Here is an 18,131-nt window from a genome sequence, read left to right on the forward strand (position 1 = left end):
TGCAATCTTAGTAGATCAAACATCCAACTGCAGGTAGAAAACCGTCAGGCTCAAACTGTCCATCAAGCCATGGCCGATTATCAGTGGCAGCAGATTGCGACCGAATTTCAGATACAGTGCGCCCAAGGTGAAGCCTATGCAGGACGCTATGATCAACCCCTGCAGTCCCTGGTAATAGAAGTGCACCAGTCCAAACGCCAGGGCCGGAAACAGGATGGACAGCAGCCGTTGAAATCGGAAGCCTTCAAACAGACGGTTGAATCTGGAAATCAGGAAAGCACGAAAGAACAGCTCTTCACCCAAACCGGCGCTAAGCCAGGATATACCGAGCCACAACAGGTACATGGGCAGGTTACCCGGCACATCTTCCAGGCGCTTGACTATGCCCTGGTTTTCATTGGCCATAAAGTCAAAGCCAAGCCAAGCTCCGGTTTTTGCGACCAGAACCCCGGTTAATATGATAGCGACTGTGGTTAACAGGCCTTTGGGTAGCAGCATGAAGCGTGCTTTGAAACCATCCGGGAAGCGTAACCCCAAAGCTACCCAGCTTTCACCGCGCCTGTGCAAGTAAAAGGTCAGAATGACCAGGGAGAGCAGCAGGGTGATGGGCGCTGAAAAGCGCCAGGTGACAGGATCGAGTGCAAATTTAGAGAGCACCACCAGTGCGGAAAATCCCAGTATTTCCCGGGCGGCGATACTTTTGGCTGTGATTGGCCAAGCTTTGTTTGCTTGCAATGAAGGGTTGTCGGTAGTGGGCATGGATTATCTCTCCTGAAATAAATGCCAACTTAGCCATTCACTTCGGGAAGATATAGAACGATTGTGCAGCGGCTGCTATTGAGGCATTTTGGCCTTTAACCATTGGCCCGGCGTCATGCCGACATAATGACGGAACTGGCGGGTAAAATGACTTTGATCGGCATAGCCACAGCAGGCAGCGGTATCGGCCAATGACGAGCCCGATTGCATCAGGGCTCTGGCCTTGTCCAGGCGCCTGAGTTGTAAAAAGCGGTAGGGACTGGTGCCCAGCAGTCTTTTGAAATCCCGCGTTAGCTTATAGCGGTCGCAGTCAGACTCCTGCTCCAGTGCCTCAAGTGTGATCTGGCTCTGCCAGTTATCCAGCATGTATTCCCTGGCGAGGCGGACAGCTCTCATGTCCAGCTGTTCGGCTACTGCCTTTTTGCCGCTGGCCAGAAACAGGCCATGGCAAAGACTTTGGATGGCGTCCTGGCGCTCAAAGCCATGCAAGGGTTGTGACAGGTCGTTTAATACCTGTCGCAGTGTATGCACCAAGGCGGGATGTTCCGAGAGGCCGCTGCTGATAAAGGGTAAATCCACACCGCCAAGGCAGAGTTGCATTTCAAAAGGGTCTACGGCGATGGCGCGGTAGCTGAAGCCGGCGTCGGCTACCGTCTTGCCGTCATGGGGTTCATCAGGGTGCAGTATGACGGCCTGACCAGGGAGAGAGTGCCTTTGCTCGCCACGGTAATTAAACCCCTGTACACCGCTTAAGGTGAGTGCCAGGGTGTAACTGTCGTGCCTGTGAGTGGCGAATTCACTGTGCCTTAATCTGGCTTCAATGCGATCATCCTCTCCCGGAGCCTTAAAGATGGTTAATAAGCGTTTATCCATGGCCTTGTATTTAAAAAGACTTTAGTCTTTACCCTAGCACCGTGACGTATTTGCGCCATTGCTGATTTGTTACCAAAGGCGTCTGAACGCCAGGGGCGGGATAAGGTTTGTATCTGTGTGTTGGTGAGCGGGTTGCTGTGTAACCACAGATTGCTTGAGGATCGGGATAGGTATGGATAAGGAAGTAAAGAAAGTCGTTATTGTCACCGGCGGTGGCCGAGGTATCGGTGCCGCCACCTGTAAGCTGCTGGCTTCCCAAGGTTATGCCGTGTGCGCGAATTACCGCATGGATAAGACCAGTGCCGAACAGGTGGTGGCCGAGATACACGAGGCCGGCGGCAGGGCATTTGCATTTCAGGCCGACGTGTCGCTGGAAGCCGAGGTGGAGGCCTTGTTTGATGCCACGCTTGAGACCTATGGCAGCGTCACCCACCTGGTGAATAACGCCGGGGTGCTGTTTACCCAGATGCCCCTGGTGGAAATGAGTTTGGAGCGCTTTAACAAGGTGATGGCGGCCAATGTTGGCAGCTGTTTTTTGTGCTCAAGGGCCTTCCTCAGAAGAGTGCAGGGGCCGGGAGCGATAGTGAACGTGTCTTCGGCGGCGGCGCGCACCGGCTCGCCCTTTGAATACGTGGACTATGCGGCATCCAAGGGCGCCATGGATACCCTGACCAAGGGGCTGTCGCTGGAGGTGGCGGCCCAAGGGATTCGGGTCAACGCCGTCAGGCCGGGGTTTATCCATACAGATATGCATGCCGACGGCGGCGAGCCCGGACGGGTGGAGCGGCTGGCGGCGCAGATACCGCTCAAACGCGGTGGTCAGCCGCTGGAGGTGGCCAATGCCATACTCTGGTTGTTGTCGGACGAGGCATCCTATGTGACCGGATCTTTTATCGATTTGGCAGGTGGCAGATAAGGGACAGAAATAAAGGCCAAAGGCATCAAACCGATGTAGTTGTGTGAGATAGCCGGCCCAAATGTCAGAGCGAATGAGCTCAAGGGAGACAAACCATGCAAGTGACCCGCAAACAGCTGTCGGATGCCGTTGAGGCGCAGATTATTTCCGCCGGGCAGGCCGATGCCCTTTATGCCTTCCTTAGTGCAAGGTCACAGGACACGCCCAGATTCAGCTTCACCCATGTGCTTTATTACCTGGGTGGTCTGATAGCCATAGGCGCCATGACCCTGTTTATGAATCTGGGGTGGGAGAACTTCGGCGGCGCCGGCATAGTACTGATTTCAATTCTGTATGCGGCGATGGGATTAACCATCACCCACCAGCTTGCCGTCCGCAATCTCAATATTCCCGCCGGTATTTGCGCGGTATTTGTGGTGTGCCTGACGCCGCTGGCCATTTACGGCCTGCAGCAATGGCTTGGGATCTGGCCAGATGACAGTGTGTATCGGGATTATCACAGGTATATACGTTGGCACTGGCTGTACATGGAGCTCGGCACCCTGGCGGTGGGCACCCTGGTGGCTTGGCGCTACAAATACCCCTTCCTTATCATGCCTATAGCAGCGACGCTCTGGTATATGACCATGGATATCAGTGCCATGATTTCCGGCGGCGATTTTGATTGGGAGTTAAGGTCTCTGGTGTCCATGTACAGCGGCCTGCTGATGATAGCCCTGGCCTTTTGGGTTGATATCAGGGCCAGACATGGGGCCGATTATGCCTTCTGGATTTATATCTTCGGGGTTATCGCCTTCTGGGGCGGACTGTCGTTTCAACACTCCGACAGTGAGCTATCCAAGTTCCTGTATTTTTTAATCAATCTGCTGATGATAGGCGTCGGCGTTATTTTGGTGCGGCGGGTATTTGTGATCTTTGGCGCCCTTGGGGCTTGCGGCTATTTGGGCCATTTGGCCTCCGATATCTTCAAGGACAGCTGGCTATTCCCGGTGGCGCTGACGGCCATAGGACTCGGGGTGATATATCTGGGGATCCTGTGGCAGAAGCATGAAAAGAGCCTCACCCACAGAGCCAGGCAGTGGCTGCCCGAATCCTTGCGGGAGTTATTGGAAGCCAGAAGCCTATAACTTTTGGCTGGGCAGCATGGCTCAGCAACATGGCTCAGATGCAATTGGCCGGCGAAATTGTTGAAGGATTGCCCGGACACTGCGCCTTAAATAGATTGGCTTAAACAGGACAGGATAAGCGTATGACCGCAATGACTTTTGAATTCAGGGATGCACCACCGGCAGTCGCCGAGTTTGCGGCACTGCGCACCCTGGTGGGTTGGAACAATCCCACTGCCGACCTGTTGGCTGCCAGCATGGAAAATTCGTACTACTGGGTATCTGTCTTCCATGAGCGGCAGTTGGTGGGAACTGGGAGGGTTATAGGAGACGGCGCCATGTATTTCTATATCCAGGATGTCATAGTCGATCCCGGCTTTCAGGGGCTGGGGCTTGGCAAAGCGAACATGCTCAGGATCAATGCCTTCCTGGCCTCTGAGTGCCAACGCGGTGCAACCATAGGCTTGCTTTCCGCCAAGGGCAAGGAAGGCTTTTACAGCGGCTTTGGTTATAGCAGGCGCGACGGTGAGTCGCTTGGTTTGGGTATGTGCCGTTTTGTTTAACCTGTTAATGCCGAAAGGCTGTCGAGCCTCAAGTTGGAGTAAAGCATGTATCGAAAAATCGGTAACACGGAAATCATGTCTGTGCACAAGGCCAGCTGTCATTGCGGCGCGGTCGAGTTGGAATTGACCTTGCCCTTTGGCGTGGAAAATCCGCGCCGCTGTGACTGCTCCATTTGCCGCCGAAAGGGCGCCATAGTGGCCTCGGTTAAGCTGGACGGCATCAAGATTATCAAGGGCGCCGAGGTGCTCAAGCTGTACCAGTTCAACACCATGACTGCCAAGCATTATTTTTGCTCCATCTGCGGCGTCTATACCCATCATCAACGCCGCTCCAACCCTGAGGAATATGGCTATAATCTCGGCTGCCTGGAGGGAGTAAACCCATTTGACCTCGGTGACGTAGTGACCAATGACGGGGTCAACCACCCGGCAGACAGAACCCCATGAACATAAGCCTTGCCTACCATGGTTCCCCAATGCGGGCTTGGCTTAGGACTGTCTCCAGGGCGCTGTTTTGTCTGGCCATCGGCTTTACCCATCCTGCTGCTTTTGCCTGGGCCGGACTGGCTCAAGTTGATTTAGTTAAGGTCGATTTGGTTAAGGTGGATAAGTCGCAGCGGAAAATGGTTCTCCTGAGCGGTGGCCAGCCGGTTAAGACCTATCGTATTGCGCTTGGCGCCAACCCTCAGGGGCATAAGCAGCAGGAAGGTGATGAGAGAACCCCGGAGGGGCTATACCGCCTCGACTACAAAAAGGAAGACTCGCGCTTTTACCGCGCCATGCACATCAGCTATCCCAATGCCGTCGATAAGATCTCCGCAAAGGCCAGGGGCGTCGAACCTGGCGGTTTTATTATGGTGCACGGGCAACGCAATTGGCTGAGCTGGCTCGCGCCCATCAGCCAAAGATTTGATTGGACCGACGGCTGTATCGCACTGACAAATGCCGAAATGGACGAGTTCATGGCTCTGGTGGATGTGGGGACAGAGATCCAAATCGAGTGGTAACTGTGCTGTTAGCACCAAAGATAAAAATGAATATAAAAAAAGAGGATAGGTTGTAGTGAATCGAGAAATATCCGTGGTGGCTTACGATGCCGCCTGGTCCGGGCTATTTGAACAGGAAAAAGTGGCTCTGCAACAGGTGCTTGGCACCAATGCCCTGGAGATCCACCATATGGGCAGTACCTCGGTGGAGGGGCTCGCCGCCAAACCCATATTGGATATTCTGATAGCCGTTCATTCTCTGGCTGAGGTCGACGGCTGCGAGCACGCCATGAGGGCCCTGGGCTATGAAGCCAAGGGTGAGAACGGCATCCCCGGGCGGCGCTACTTCAGAAAGGGCGGTGCCAGACGGACCCATCATATCCACGTATTTAGGGCAGGCGATGCGCAATTGCTGCGCCATCTGGCCTTTCGGGACTATCTGAGGGCACATCCTGATGTGGTGCAGGCCTATGCCGGTTTGAAAATGGCACTCGCCGCCGAGCACTGGCACGACGCCAAGTCCTATCAGGCAGGAAAAGATGCTTTCATAGGTCAACACGAGACCTTGGCGCTGGCTTGGTATACCCGCCGCTAACGAAACCGCCTGGTCCCGGAAAAAGCGAAAATTGTCATCAGCTTCTGCTATCTTGACCGCTGAAGGCTTTTTCAGGGAGAGACCCCATGGTCGAACGTATTACCGCCATGTTGGCACTGATAGGGGTACTGTCACTGCTGTGCCAGTGGCTGGGATGGAAGCTCAGGGTGCCGGCGATCTTGCCTTTGCTGCTGTGCGGTTTGCTGCTCGGGCCCGGTGTGGGACTGCTCGATCCCGATGCCCTGTTCGGTTATCTGCTGTTTCCAATAATTTCCCTTGGGGTTGCCGTCATACTGTTCGAGGGGGCGCTGACACTCAATTTCAACGAAATCAAAGACTATGGCCGGATGGTGACCCACTTGGTCACTTTGGGCATGCTGATCACCTGGGGCTGTATCAGCTTGGCTACCCGCATTTTTCTTGAGTTTGACTGGTCGCTGGCGCTCTTGTTTGGCGCCCTGGTGGTGGTCACAGGCCCAACCGTGATAGTCCCCATGCTGCGCAGCGTCCGGCCCCATTCCCAGCTGGCCGGGATCCTGCGGTGGGAAGGGATAGTCATAGATCCCATTGGCGCCATGTTGGCGGTGCTGGTATTTGAATTTATCAGTGTCAGCAACAATCAAACCACACATTTGCTCACCGCTCTGGGATCCATGCTGGGGCTGGGGATTGGGCTCGGTGTCCTGTCGGGTTATGGCATTGGATGGGTGCTGCGGCGGGATCTCTTGCCCCATTACCTGAAAAATACCGCGGTATTGACTGTGATGCTCGGCACCTTTGTCGGCTCCAACCTGCTGCAGGAAGAGTCCGGCCTGCTGACCGTGACCGTCATGGGCATTTGGCTGGCCAATATGCGCGGGGTGGACATTGAGTCCATTCTGGAGTTCAAGGAAACCCTGACCGTGCTGCTGATCTCGGCGCTGTTTATTTTGCTGGCGGCACGGCTCGATTCCAATGCCATGCTGGATCTCGGTTGGGGCGGCTTGGCCGTGCTGGCGGTGGTGATGTTGATAGCCAGACCCCTGTGCGTGTGGGTGTCCGGCATAGGCACCTCACTGGGGGCGAGGGAGAAATGGTTTCTGAGCTGGGTGGCGCCGCGGGGGATAGTGGCCGCGGCCGTATCTTCCCTGTTCGCCATCAAGCTGGAGGCCCGGCAGGTGCCGGGGGCCGAAAATCTGGTGCCCCTGGTGTTCCTTATCATCATAGGCACTGTGGTTATTCAGAGTTTAACCGCCGGGCGCTGGGCGCGGATGCTGAATGTCAGGGCGGGTTCTGCTCAGGGTTTACTTATCTTTGGAGCCTCCTCTTTTGCACGGGATCTGGCCAAGCTGCTGTTGGCGCGTAATGTCCGCGTGGTGCTGAGCGACACCAACTGGAACAACATCCGCCTGGCAAGGATGGACAATATCCCTGTGTATTTCGGCAACCCAGCCTCTGAGCATGCCGAAACCTATCTCGATCTGACCGGCATAGGCAGGGTATTGGTGATGTCGCCCTACAAGCAGCTTAACCCCTTGGTCAGCTTTCACTTTCAGGACTATTACGGCCGTAACAAGGTGTTTGGCCTGAATAATATGGAACCCGGCAGTGCCCGTCATCAGGCCTCCGAGGCTTATATGAAGCGCCTGTGCCTGTTCGGTGAGGGGGTTTCTTACGCCAAAATGGCCAGCCTGATGGCCAAGGGTGCCATTATCAAGAGCACCAATTTGAGGGATAACTTTACCCTGAGCGATTTCAAACAGCGTTACGGCGATACCGTGCTGCCTTTGGTGTATCTCAAAAATGACAAACTCTTTGTCGTCACAGGCACGGAGCAGTTGCCACAAGCGGGTATAGAGCTGCTGAGTCTGATCCCACTGGAAGCCCAGCTGTGTGCCAAAGAGCAGCAGGAGAAACTGCAGCAGGAGTCGGAGAGGGCGCAGCAAACGGATGTGGAGCAGGCAAGGGCGGAAGACAGGGAAGGACAGATGCCGGCCGGCTGAGTCCATTTGTTTGCTTTGGAGTGACAGTTCCTGAATATAAAAGCGGCGCCCAGGGGCGCCGCTTTTTCTTCACTTCAACTATTTTTCACTTCAACTTTTTACTTCAATCGGGCTTGGCTTGATTTGGGATAGGGATCAAGCAGCCTGCTCCTGGCGTTTGCCTGACAGGGTTTGGGCCATCAGTTCTTCGGGCGCAAAGTCATCCACGTTAATGGACTTGAGGCGACCGATTTCGGCTTTTTCCAGCAGAGCGATTTCTGCATCGCTCAACACACCCAGAGCCTTGCCTTCGGCGGCAACCTTATCCAGCCACATGAAGGGCAGGCGCTTGCCGGCGGCCTTGCAGACTTTCTCGTACAGCGGTTCGGCGGCCAGTATGTCCTTGAAGGTCTGTTCCTGAACACCGACAGGGTTATTGTCGCAGTTTTCCCAGAACTGACCCTGGCCAAGACGTTCACGGCTGGCGCAAGGGGTCTGCATTATCTTGGCAACCTTGTGATCCAGCACATCGCTTGGACGCTTCAGCGGACGGCCGAAGGGGAACAGCAGTACCCGCAGAACACCACCCAAACCGGCAGGGAAGTTGTCCAGCAGTTCATCCAGTGATGATTGCAGCTTGTGCAGCGCATCTTCCACGGCCCATTGCACCAGTGGCAGATCGTCGCTCTGACGGCCTTCATCCTGATAACGCTTAAGGGTGGCAGAGGCCAGGTACAGCTGGCTAAGCAGATCGCCGAGACGGGCAGAAATACGCTCTTTACGCTTGAGGTTACCGCCCAGTGTCGCCATCGCCAGATCCGACAGCAGGGCCAGGTTGGCACTGAAGCGGTTCATGTGCTGATAGTAACGCTTGGTCTTGTCACCGTAGGGCGCGTTGGAGAAACGGCTGCCGGTCAGGCCCATCCACACGCTGCGCACCAGGTTGCTGATGGTAAAGCCGATGTGACCGAACAGGGCGGCGTCGAACTTGTTCAGGCCCTGACGCACGTCGGTATCAAAGGCGGATTCCATCTCGGCCAGTACATAAGGATGGCAACGGATGGCGCCCTGACCATAGATGATCATTGAGCGGGTCAGTATGTTGGCACCTTCCACCGTGATGGCAATGGGAGCTGCCTGATAACCGCGGCCCAGATAGTTGTTGGGGCCAAGGCATACGCCCTTGCCGCCGTGGATATCCATGGCATCGATAACACACTTCTGCATGCGATCGGTCAGGTGGTATTTAACTATGGCGGAGATCACCGAAGGTTTTTCCCCCAGATCGATACCCGTGGTGGTCAGGGCAGTCACGGCATCCATCAGGTAAGCGTTACCGCCGATACGGGCCATGGGCTCTTCAATGCCTTCCAACTTACCGATGGGCAGCTTGAACTGGCGACGAATGCGGGCATAGGCACCGGTTGCCAGGGCGGCAGTCTTGATGCCACCGGCGGAGTTGGAGGGCAGGGTAATGCCGCGACCCACGGACAGACATTCAACCAGCATGCGCCAACCCTGGCCGGCCATCTTGGGACCACCAATGATAAAGCTTAAGGGGACGAATACGTCCTTGCCGAAGGTGGGGCCGTTTTGGAACATACAGTTCAGCGGGAAGTGGCGACGACCGGTTTCCACGCCTTCCACGTCGGTGGGGATCAGGGCGCAGGTGATACCCAGCTCTTCCTCGCCGCCCAGCAGACGCTCGGGGTCACGCAGTTTAAAGGCCAGACCCAGCACAGTGGCAATGGGGGCCAGGGTGATGTAGCGCTTGTTCCAGGTGAGTTTCATGCCGAGCACTTCTTCACCTTTCCACATGCCTTTGCAGACCACGCCGTAATCGGGGATGGAACCGGCATCGGAACCCGCTTCCGGACTGGTCAGAGCAAAACAGGGCACTTCCTGACCCTTGGCCAGGCGTGGCAGGTAGTAATCCTGTTGCTCCTTGGTACCGTAGTGTTGCAGCAGTTCACCGGGGCCGAGGGAGTTGGGTACGCCAACGGTCGAGGCCAGCTCACTGGACACGCCGGCCAGCTTTTGCAGAACCCGGGATTGGGCATAGGCAGAGAATTCCAGACCACCGAACTTCTTCTTGATGATCATGGCGAAGAAGCCGTTGTCCTTCAGGTATTGCCACACTTCAGGGGGCAAGTCCGCCAACTGGTGGGACACCTGATGCTCATTGACCATGCGGCACACAGTGTTGACCGGACCGTCGATAAAGGCCTGCTCTTCGGCGCTCAGACGGGCCACAGGGTAATTGTGGAGCTTTTTCCAGTTGGGGTTACCGGCGAACAGATCCGCTTCCCACCAGGTGGTACCGGCTTCAATGGCTTCCTTTTCGGTGGAAGACATTTCCGGCATGATGCCGCGGTACAGTTTAAGCAGGGGACGGGTAAACAGGCTTTGGCGAATGCTGCTGATATTCAGTGGCAGGGCGATGGCCAGGAAGATAATGCCGCCTGTGGTGCCAACCAAATCCAGGGTCCAGCCTGCGGTCATCATTATGGCTGCCGCGAAGGTGGCAGTCAGCAGGGATACCCGCAGGTAAGCGCAGGCACCCAAGACCGCGATAAACGCGATGATCCAGAGTAGGGTAATCACTGTAGTTCTCCTTGTAACGCGACCTGTGTCCACCACGGGTCTGCAAAAATTAACGCGCTTCTGATCACAATTATAGTCTGTGGTCAGACCTGTGTTGCAGTAAAATTAAACCCAAGCGCAAGGGAACACAAGTGATTTTCAAACAATTGTTTAAATTTTTTGGAGGGTCACGGCTTTCCGATAAACAAGCCCAGGGGTTACAATCAGTTAATTGCATTTTGCTGACAGGGTTTTGGAAAAGATGTGTGAATTGCTGGCCATGAGCGCCAATGTGCCCACTGATATTGTTTTCAGCTTTACAGGCCTGGCCGAACGTGGCGGCGTGACCGGTCCCCATGTGGACGGTTGGGGTATTACTTTTTACGAGGGTAAGGGCAGTCGCACCTTCAAGGATGCCCATCCCTCCAGCCAGTCCCTTATTGCCAGACTGATCAAATCCTATCCCATCAAGAGCGAAGTAGTGGTCAGCCACATTCGTCAGGCCAACCGCGGTGAGGTGGCATTGGAAAATACCCACCCCTTCAGCCGTGAGCTGTGGGGTCGCTATTGGACCTATGCCCATAACGGTCAGTTGAGTGATTATCTGCCACATTTTCCCGTCAGCCGCTTCCGCCCCGTGGGTGATACCGACAGTGAGTTGGCGTTTTGCTGGTTACTGGAGCAATTGGTCAAGCACTTTGGCGATACCCCGCCCGAGGATATGCAGGCGGTGTTTCGCTATGCCGCGGCGCTGGCAGAGCAGATCCGCACCCTGGGCGTCTTTAATATGATCCTCACAGATGGTGAGCACCTGCTGTGTTTTTGCAGCAATAACCTGTGTCACATCACCCGCCGCGCCCCATTTGGCAAGGCCAAGTTGATAGACACGGACGTGGTCATCGACTTTGACAAGGAAACCACCCCCAAAGACGTGGTGACCGTCATTGCCACCCGGCCGCTGACCGACAATGAGGCCTGGCAGTTGATGACACCGGGGCAGTGGAAGCTGTTTGCCAGGGGCGAGCTGTTGTGTGAGGGGCAGCCGGGCTAATGCCCGCTGCCTGCCAAAGATCAGGACGCGGGACTATTGGCCAGTTGGGGAGGCATCTCGCTGAACTGGTGGCTCAGCAGTTGGATGTCCAGCTGTTTGTCACCCTTTTCGAAGTGGGTCAGGCGCACCGGCAGATAGGCCAGTGATGGGGCAAACCAGATAAAGGTCTGGCGCTTGTTGTTCTTGCGTACCACTTCCAGTTTGACCGTGTCATAGCTGCCGCTGGCCAGGATCAATTGCTCCTTGGCCACCAACTTGAACTCGTAATCGTCAATTTCATTGTCCTTCACCAGACGATACAGCATGTGTTCCTTACCGGCGCTGAGATCCAACCGCAGCTGCAACTGCACCGTCATGGGATCGTGCAGCTCACCCTCATAGGGCAATTTGGCCTTTTCATCCTTATAACGGCTGTGCACCACGCCCTGGGCCTTGAGAAAGGCGGCCTGCTCATTGAAATTCGGTCCCGTGCCTTCCCGCTGGTGCATAAAGCGCACCGGGGACAGATTGGTGCCCTCCAGGGTAAATTCGGTGCGGATATGGCGCATGTCGCTCAGTACCAGCAGGCTCAGGCTGGAATCAAATTGGTACTGGTAGAAGTTGCCGTCGGGCGGCGGCAGTATGTATCTGGCCTGACCCAGTTCGATGTCACCGTAAAATACCTTGTACTCGGCACTTTGGGGTGCCAGTGGGCTTTGGGCCCAGGCTCCTGGGAGTGCCAGGCTCAGCAGCGCGGTCAGCGCAAACACCAATGCACGCATAAAAGTACGTATATAAGTAGTACGCATAAAACTCCTTGAGTCAGAAAGGCATGGCCATGACCAGAGTCGCCAGATCCGGGCGCCACTCATACTCAGACAAGGCAATCCTGCCCCGGTTCACTGTCACACCCTCGGCCCGCAGCAATTCCTGCTGCTCACGGAAACCCTCAGTGTCGAGTGGAAAGGAGATTTTGCCCTGGCTATTAATGACTCTATGCCATGGCAGCCCCAGTGCGCAAGGCGCCAGCTTGAGTGCCTTGGAGACGTGGCGGGCCCGGCCAGGCAGGCCGGCATAATCGGCGATCCGGCCATAACTGCAGACCTTGCCCTCGGGGATCATGGCCACTATTAACCAGATTTTTTCGTTCATGCCCAGGGTGGGTAAAGAGGAGTCCATGGCGGTTCCCGTGCTGTTGTCCTGTGGCGGCAGTGTAGCGGCTGCCATCCCGGCTGCCTAGTCCTGCAAGGGGCTTGGCGTTTCATGCCTGCTTATCTATACTGTATATAAACACAGTATTTGATTGATGGGAGCCGATATGGGAGAGCGACAGTCAGTGCATGCCTTGCCATCACTGTTGGCACGCCAGGATATCTGGGTTGGGCAAGAGATAGCGCCGCTGGTGCCAGGCCATGGCAGCGGCTTTGACAGCCTTGATGCCCTGTTGCCTGACCGCGGCTGGCCGCGGCAGGGGGTGTGCGAACTCATCTGTCCCCATCCCGGGCTCGGGGAACTGGCGCTGCTGTCGCCTCTGTTGGCTGCGCTCAGCCATGAAAGCGATGCCCTGGTGCTGCTGGTGGCGCCGCCGCTGTTGCCCGTCCCCCAATACCTGTTGCAGCAGGGCATAGCCATAGAGCGGCTCTATTGGGTTGATAGCCGGGATCGCAAGGAGCAGCTGTGGGCCATGGAGCAGGCGCTGAGTAGTGGCGGCTGCCAGCTGGTGCTCGCCTGGCTGACGCACCTGAGTCTGAGTGAAGCAAGGCGTCTGCAACTGGCCAGTGAAAAAGGCCAGAGTCTCGGCATAGTCTGCCTGCCATCCCAGCAAGAGGCCCATCCGGTGCCGCTCAAGCTGGCGCTGGAGCCCGGCGAAGGGGCACAGGTGCGGCTCCGTCTGCTCAAGCGCCGTGGCGGCGCCGGGGAGGTGTCACTGAACCTGGCGCTCCATGACAGGCTGCTGCCCGCCAATGCACCTGTGGGTCAATTGATCCGGGGGCCCTGGGGCTGATGCTGTTTCTGGCGCTGTACCTGCCTCATTGGCAGCTGGACTTTCTGCGTTACCGGCATGGCTTGGAGCCTTCCCGGGCCATGGTGCTGTACGACCCCGCCAAAGCCCGCATTGTGAGTCGCTGCGATATCGCCCGCGCGGCCGGTATAGCGCCGGGCCAGAGCATGGCCACCGCGGCCCTGCTGGCCCCGGCGTTGGAGGCCTTTCCCGGGTCGGCGGCTCTGGCGCAGCAGGCGCGGGAATTTCTTTGCCGCCAGGCCTACAGCTTCAGTGCCCGGGTGGTGCCCCCGGGACAGGAGGGCCTTTGCCCCGACAGCCTGTTGCTGGAAGTGGGGTCCATGGCGCAGATCTTCGGCGGTCTCCCGCCCTTGCTGCTGGCCTGTCGCCGCCGCTTCGAGACGCTGGGGTTCAGCGTGTCCCTGGCGCTGGGGCCCACGCCGCTGTCGGCCCAGTTGCTTGCCCGTCACAGCCCCTTGACTGCATACGGCTTTGGCAGTGGTGCTGACAGTGGCTCAGGCAGTGGCTCTGACAATGGTTCCAGAGGGGGCTGGTGGCCGCAGGAGTCCAAATACCTTACAGCCGCCGATGCCGCACAAGCGCCGCCAAGCGATTCTGCAGCGCAGGCAAAAGCGCTGACAAGGGCGCTGGGATCCGTGCCGGTTGAGATGCTGCCGCTGGATGATGACAGCCTGGCGCGCCTTGCCGGCATGGGCATAGTGCAACTGCAAATGCTGCTGGCGTTGCCCGCCGCCGAACTTGGGATCCGCTTCGGCCCCGGGCTGCCCGGTCTGCTGGCCAGGATCAGGGGCGATCTGCCCCAGCCCCTGGAGTATTACCGCTTGCCGGAGCACTACAGGCACAAGCAGGAGCTGCTGTTCGAGGCCTGTGAATTGCAGGGACTGGTGTTTGTGCTGGGGCGCATGTTTGCCGAACTGGCCCTGTATCTGCGCCAGCGGCAGTTGGCGCTGCAGCAGCTGACGCTGAGCCTGCATTATCGGGATCCGGACGCCGCCCCTTTGCAACTGGAACTGAGCTATCCCTTTGCCGAGTATCAGGCCGAGGCGCTGCTGAGTCTGTGCCGGCTGCAACTGGAACGCCACAGCCTGAGTCAGCCCGTGGTGGCCCTGACCCTGGCGGCCAGACGCTTTGTTCCCAGACGCCAGTTGACCAAGAGCCAGGGGCTGATGGCCAAAGAGCAGCAGCAGGAGATCCTGCTGGCGCGGCTGGAGGCAAGACTTGGGGCCCGGAGCCTGAAGCGCCTCAGTTTCCGGGATGCCCTGTTGCCTGAATCCGCCTGGCAAGCCCACGGCGCCGGGGAGCCCTGCGAGGGAGGCGGACTCAGCCCAAGGCAAAGGCTGGCCTGTCGCCCTGCCTGGCTCTTGCCTGCGCCGAGCCCCATTACCGCCGACGACATAGTATTGCTGCGGGGGCCCGAGCGCTTTCGCAGCCCCTGGTGGCAACAGCAACCACAACAGCGCGACTATTACCTGGCCCGCCACCGGGACGGCGGCCTGTGCTGGGTGTTTCGCAGCCGGATCGACGGCGATCTCGGCCTGTACCTGCACGGGTGGTTCTGATGTACGCCGAGCTGCATGCCATTTCCAACTACAGTTTCCTGCGCGGCGCCTCCCATCCTGCCGAGCTGGTGGCCGAGGCGGCACGCCTGGGTTATAAGGCTCTGGCGCTGACCGATGAGTGCTCGGTGGCCGGGGTGGTCAAGGCCCATGAGGCCGCCAAAGATGAGGCCGCCAAGGGGCTCGATATCAAACTCATCATTGGCGCCCACTTTCGCCTGCCCGAGGGCCTGTTGGTGCTGCTGGCCACCAGCCGCCTGGGCTATGGTCAGCTTTGCCGCCTGATAAGCCTTGCCCGGCGCCGGGCACCCAAGGGGGAATACCACATTGCCCTGACGGATTTTGTCGCCGATGGTGAGGCCCTGAGCCAATGCCTCTTGCTGTGGCGACCGCCCCGGGATTGCCTGCAGGCCGGGGAGGCCCTGCCGGCCACCTGGCTGGAAACCGCCGCAAGCCTGCAGCAGGTATTTGGCGAGCGGCTGTCGCTGCTGGCCGAGCACAGCCTGGCCGCCGCAGATAGCCTGGCATTGACGGCGTTCAAGACCCTGGCGGCCCGCAGCGGCATCGAGTGTGTGGCCGGCGGCGATGTGCGCATGCACTGCCTGGCACGCCAGCCCCTTTTGGATGTGCTGACCTGCATCCGCCACGGCACCAGTCTCGACCAGGCCCAGGGGCTGCTGAGTCAGAACGGCGAGCATTATCTCAAACCCTTATCCCTGCTGGCTCGGCGTTATCCCGCCCCCTGGCTGGCCCGCAGCCTGATGTTGGCCGATCTCTGTGACTTCAGTCTCGACGAGCTGAAGTATGAGTATCCCGGCGAGTTGGTGCCCCCCGGTATGAGTGCCGCAACTTATCTGGCCCGGGAAGTGGCCCGCGGGGCCAGGCGCCGCTTTGGCCTCAAGGTGCCGGCGGCGGTGCGCAGCCAGTATCAACACGAGCTGACCCTTATCGCCGAGCTGGGGTATGAGTATTTTTTTCTGACCATTTACGATCTGGTGCGCTTTGCCAGGCGGCGCAAGATCCTGCACCAGGGCCGGGGCTCGGCGGCCAATTCCGTGGTTTGCTATTGCCTGGGGATCACCGAGGTGGATCCCACCCGGGTCAATATGCTGTTTGAGCGCTTTATCTCCCGCGAACGCCAGGAGCCGCCGGACATAGACGTGGACTTTGAACATGAGCGCCGCGAAGAAGTGATCCAGTACATTTATCGCAAGTACGGCCGCGAGCGGGCGGCCCTCGCCGCCAGCGTGATCAGCTACCGCTTCAAGAGTGCCATGGCCGATGTCGGCAAGGCCCTGGGGCTGGACCGGGAACTGCTGGCGCGACTGGTGAAGGCGGTGGACAGGCGCGATCCCGCTAACCCCTGGCAACAGCAGTTGCAAGCCCAGTTGCCGGGGCAGGGGCCCGAGGCCCTGTTGCCGGGGTTGGTGTCCCAGCTGCTGGGCTTTCCCCGGCACCTGTCCCAGCATGTGGGCGGCTTTGTGATCTCCGCCGGTCCCCTGTGCGAGCTGGTGGCGGTGGAAAACGCCGCCATGGCGGACAGAACGGTGATCCAGTGGGACAAGGACGATCTCGAAAGCCTGGGATTGCTCAAGGTGGATGTGCTGGCGCTCGGCATGCTGACAGCCATAGGCAAGTGTTTTGCCTTGCTCAGGCGCCACGTTGGGCCCTTTGGTATGGGCAGCATAGTCCCGGAGCAGCCCGAGGTGTATGAGATGCTCAGCCGCGGTGACAGCATAGGGGTGTTTCAGGTGGAATCGCGGGCGCAGATGTCCATGCTGCCGCGGCTGCGGCCGGCCTGTTATTACGATCTGGTGATCCAGATAGCCATAGTCAGACCCGGGCCCATTCAGGGGGATATGGTGCATCCCTACCTACGGCGGCGCAAGGGATTAGAGCCCGTGTCCTATCCCAGCGAGGCGGTGCGTGAGGTGCTGAGCCGCACCCTGGGGGTGCCGATATTCCAGGAGCAGGTGATCAAACTGGCCATGGTGGCGGCCGGTTTTTCCGGTGGTGAGGCGGATCAGCTGCGCCGTGCCATGGCCAGTTGGAAGCAGAGCGGCAAGCTGGAACTGTTCGAACACAAGCTGTTGGAGGGCATGCAGTCACGGGGCTACAGCGAGGACTTTGCCCGGCAGATCTTCCGCCAAATACGCGGCTTTGGCGAATACGGTTTCCCCGAGTCCCATTCCGCCAGCTTCGCGCTGCTGGCCTATGTGTCTGCCTATCTCAAGCATCATTTTCCGGCGGCCTTTTGCTGCGCCTTGCTCAACAGCCAGCCCATGGGTTTTTACAGCCCGTCGCAACTGCTACAGGACGCCCGGCGCCATGGGGTGACAGTGCTGGATGTGTGCATCAATCACAGCCAGTGGGATAACGATTTAACGCCGATTGCATCTGGTTTTGCCATCCGCCTCGGCTTTCGCATGGTCAAGGGCTTGAGCCGCCGAACCATGGCAGCCGTGCTTGATAAGCGCCCTGCGGCCGGATTTGAGCAGTTGACGCAGCTTGAACCCCTGCTTGGGCGCCGCGAGCTGGAGGCCCTGGCGGCAGCCGATGCCTTCAAGGCACTGGCGGGGCACAGATACCAGGCCCGCTGGCAACTGGCTGCCCGCCAGGCGTCCTTGCCGCTGTTCGATGAGCCTTTGTCACTGGATACCCGGGTGCAGCTGCGGGCGCCCGATGAGGTGCACTGTTTACGGGCCGACTATGACAGCAAGGGTCTGACCCTGGGACGCCACCCCTTATTGCTGCTGCGCGAGCGCAATCTGCTGTCAAAATGTTTGACCGCAAAAGCACTGGCAAACTGTCGTCACGGCCAGGTGGTGCGGGTGGCCGGTTTGGTGACCGGAAGGCAAAGGCCCGGCACAGCATCGGGAGTCACCTTTATTACCTTGGAGGATGAGACGGGCAATATTAATCTGGTGGTCTGGATGGGTACCGCCAGGGCCCAGAGGAAACCCTATTTGACATCAACAATTTTGAAGGTGGATGGAGTGGTGGAACACGCCGATGGGGTGACCCATGTGATTGCCGGGCGCCTGGAAGATATTTCCGCCCTGATGGCCGATTTGCTGGTAACATCCCGGGACTTTCATTAGCCGCAGGCGGGCCTCAATACCCTGGCTGTGGCCATTCAACGGCTGATCCCTTTCAATGGCAAAATCCATTCAATGACGG

16 protein-coding genes are annotated in these 18,131 nt (G+C 58.0%); 11 read left to right on the forward strand and 5 right to left on the reverse strand.

The features are described from left to right. Positions 1-15 precede the first annotated feature (15 nt). Together JYB85_RS08390 and JYB85_RS08395 are read right to left on the reverse strand one after the other, a co-directional pair. Positions 16-759 (reverse strand): CPBP family intramembrane glutamic endopeptidase, encoded by a 744-nt coding sequence (locus JYB85_RS08390; protein ID WP_207381821.1) that lies wholly within the window; start codon positions 757-759, stop codon positions 16-18. A gap of 75 nt (positions 760-834) precedes the next feature. Beyond that, positions 835-1,632, reverse strand: a complete 798-nt coding sequence (locus JYB85_RS08395; RefSeq protein WP_207381822.1) for a helix-turn-helix domain-containing protein — start codon at positions 1,630-1,632, stop codon at positions 835-837. A 172-nt stretch (positions 1,633-1,804) separates the two neighbouring features. On the opposite strand from JYB85_RS08395, the gene JYB85_RS08400 reads away from it, so the two are divergent. The 7 genes from JYB85_RS08400 (at position 1,805) to JYB85_RS08430 (ending at position 7,780) form a co-directional block, all read left to right on the forward strand. Next, positions 1,805-2,548, forward strand: a complete 744-nt coding sequence (locus JYB85_RS08400) for a glucose 1-dehydrogenase (protein ID WP_207381823.1) — start codon at positions 1,805-1,807, stop codon at positions 2,546-2,548. Positions 2,549-2,643: 95 nt separating this feature from the next. Continuing rightward, the gene (locus JYB85_RS08405) at positions 2,644-3,675 is read left to right on the forward strand and encodes a DUF2157 domain-containing protein (RefSeq protein ID WP_207381824.1); all 1,032 of its coding nucleotides are present in this window, start codon (positions 2,644-2,646) and stop codon (positions 3,673-3,675) included. Between the two features lie 122 nt (positions 3,676-3,797). After that, a complete protein-coding gene (locus JYB85_RS08410; RefSeq protein WP_207381825.1) occupies positions 3,798-4,217 on the forward strand; it encodes a GNAT family N-acetyltransferase in 420 nt (139 codons plus the stop codon). A 45-nt stretch (positions 4,218-4,262) separates the two neighbouring features. Then, on the forward strand, positions 4,263-4,664 hold the full coding sequence (locus JYB85_RS08415) for a GFA family protein (RefSeq protein WP_207381826.1): 402 nt from the start codon (positions 4,263-4,265) through the stop codon (positions 4,662-4,664). Beyond that, complete coding sequence (locus JYB85_RS08420; protein ID WP_228730235.1) at positions 4,661-5,224, forward strand: L,D-transpeptidase family protein; 564 nt, start codon at positions 4,661-4,663, stop codon at positions 5,222-5,224. The genes JYB85_RS08415 and JYB85_RS08420 overlap by 4 nt, the downstream gene beginning before the upstream one ends. Positions 5,225-5,279: 55 nt before the next feature. After that, entirely contained in the window at positions 5,280-5,798 is a 519-nt protein-coding gene (locus JYB85_RS08425) for a GrpB family protein (RefSeq protein ID WP_207381827.1), read from the forward strand. An 86-nt stretch (positions 5,799-5,884) separates the two neighbouring features. Then, complete coding sequence (locus JYB85_RS08430) at positions 5,885-7,780, forward strand: cation:proton antiporter (RefSeq protein ID WP_207381828.1); 1,896 nt, start codon at positions 5,885-5,887, stop codon at positions 7,778-7,780. 135 nt (positions 7,781-7,915) lie between these two features. Here JYB85_RS08430 and fadE read toward each other — a convergent pair whose 3' ends face one another. After that, positions 7,916-10,363, reverse strand: coding sequence for an acyl-CoA dehydrogenase FadE (gene fadE, locus JYB85_RS08435; protein WP_207381829.1), 2,448 nt, complete (start codon positions 10,361-10,363; stop codon positions 7,916-7,918). Between the two features lie 241 nt (positions 10,364-10,604). Here fadE and JYB85_RS08440 point away from each other — a divergent pair, with 241 nt between their 5' ends. Further along, the gene (locus JYB85_RS08440; RefSeq protein WP_207381830.1) at positions 10,605-11,393 is read left to right on the forward strand and encodes a class II glutamine amidotransferase; all 789 of its coding nucleotides are present in this window, start codon (positions 10,605-10,607) and stop codon (positions 11,391-11,393) included. 20 nt (positions 11,394-11,413) lie between these two features. On the opposite strand, the gene JYB85_RS08445 is transcribed toward JYB85_RS08440, so the two are convergent. Continuing rightward, positions 11,414-12,181 (reverse strand): DUF3108 domain-containing protein, encoded by a 768-nt coding sequence (locus JYB85_RS08445; RefSeq protein WP_324032958.1) that lies wholly within the window; start codon positions 12,179-12,181, stop codon positions 11,414-11,416. A 13-nt stretch (positions 12,182-12,194) separates the two neighbouring features. Then, the gene (locus JYB85_RS08450; RefSeq protein WP_228730261.1) at positions 12,195-12,551 is read right to left on the reverse strand and encodes an MGMT family protein; all 357 of its coding nucleotides are present in this window, start codon (positions 12,549-12,551) and stop codon (positions 12,195-12,197) included. A gap of 139 nt (positions 12,552-12,690) precedes the next feature. On the opposite strand from JYB85_RS08450, the gene imuA reads away from it, so the two are divergent. The 3 genes from imuA to JYB85_RS08465 are packed head-to-tail and all read left to right on the forward strand — an operon-like array spanning position 12,691 to position 18,052. Then, positions 12,691-13,377: a translesion DNA synthesis-associated protein ImuA gene (gene imuA, locus JYB85_RS08455; RefSeq protein WP_207381831.1), complete on the forward strand. Its 687-nt coding sequence runs from the start codon at positions 12,691-12,693 to the stop codon at positions 13,375-13,377. Beyond that, entirely contained in the window at positions 13,377-14,954 is a 1,578-nt protein-coding gene (locus JYB85_RS08460; protein WP_207381832.1) for a Y-family DNA polymerase, read from the forward strand. The genes imuA and JYB85_RS08460 overlap by 1 nt, the downstream gene beginning before the upstream one ends. Then, positions 14,954-18,052, forward strand: coding sequence for an error-prone DNA polymerase (locus JYB85_RS08465; protein ID WP_207381833.1), 3,099 nt, complete (start codon positions 14,954-14,956; stop codon positions 18,050-18,052). The genes JYB85_RS08460 and JYB85_RS08465 overlap by 1 nt, the downstream gene beginning before the upstream one ends. The last annotated feature ends 79 nt before the right edge of the window (positions 18,053-18,131 follow it).

It is taken from the genome of Shewanella sedimentimangrovi (assembly GCF_017354965.1).
GTDB classification, from domain to species: domain Bacteria; phylum Pseudomonadota; class Gammaproteobacteria; order Enterobacterales; family Shewanellaceae; genus Shewanella; species Shewanella cyperi.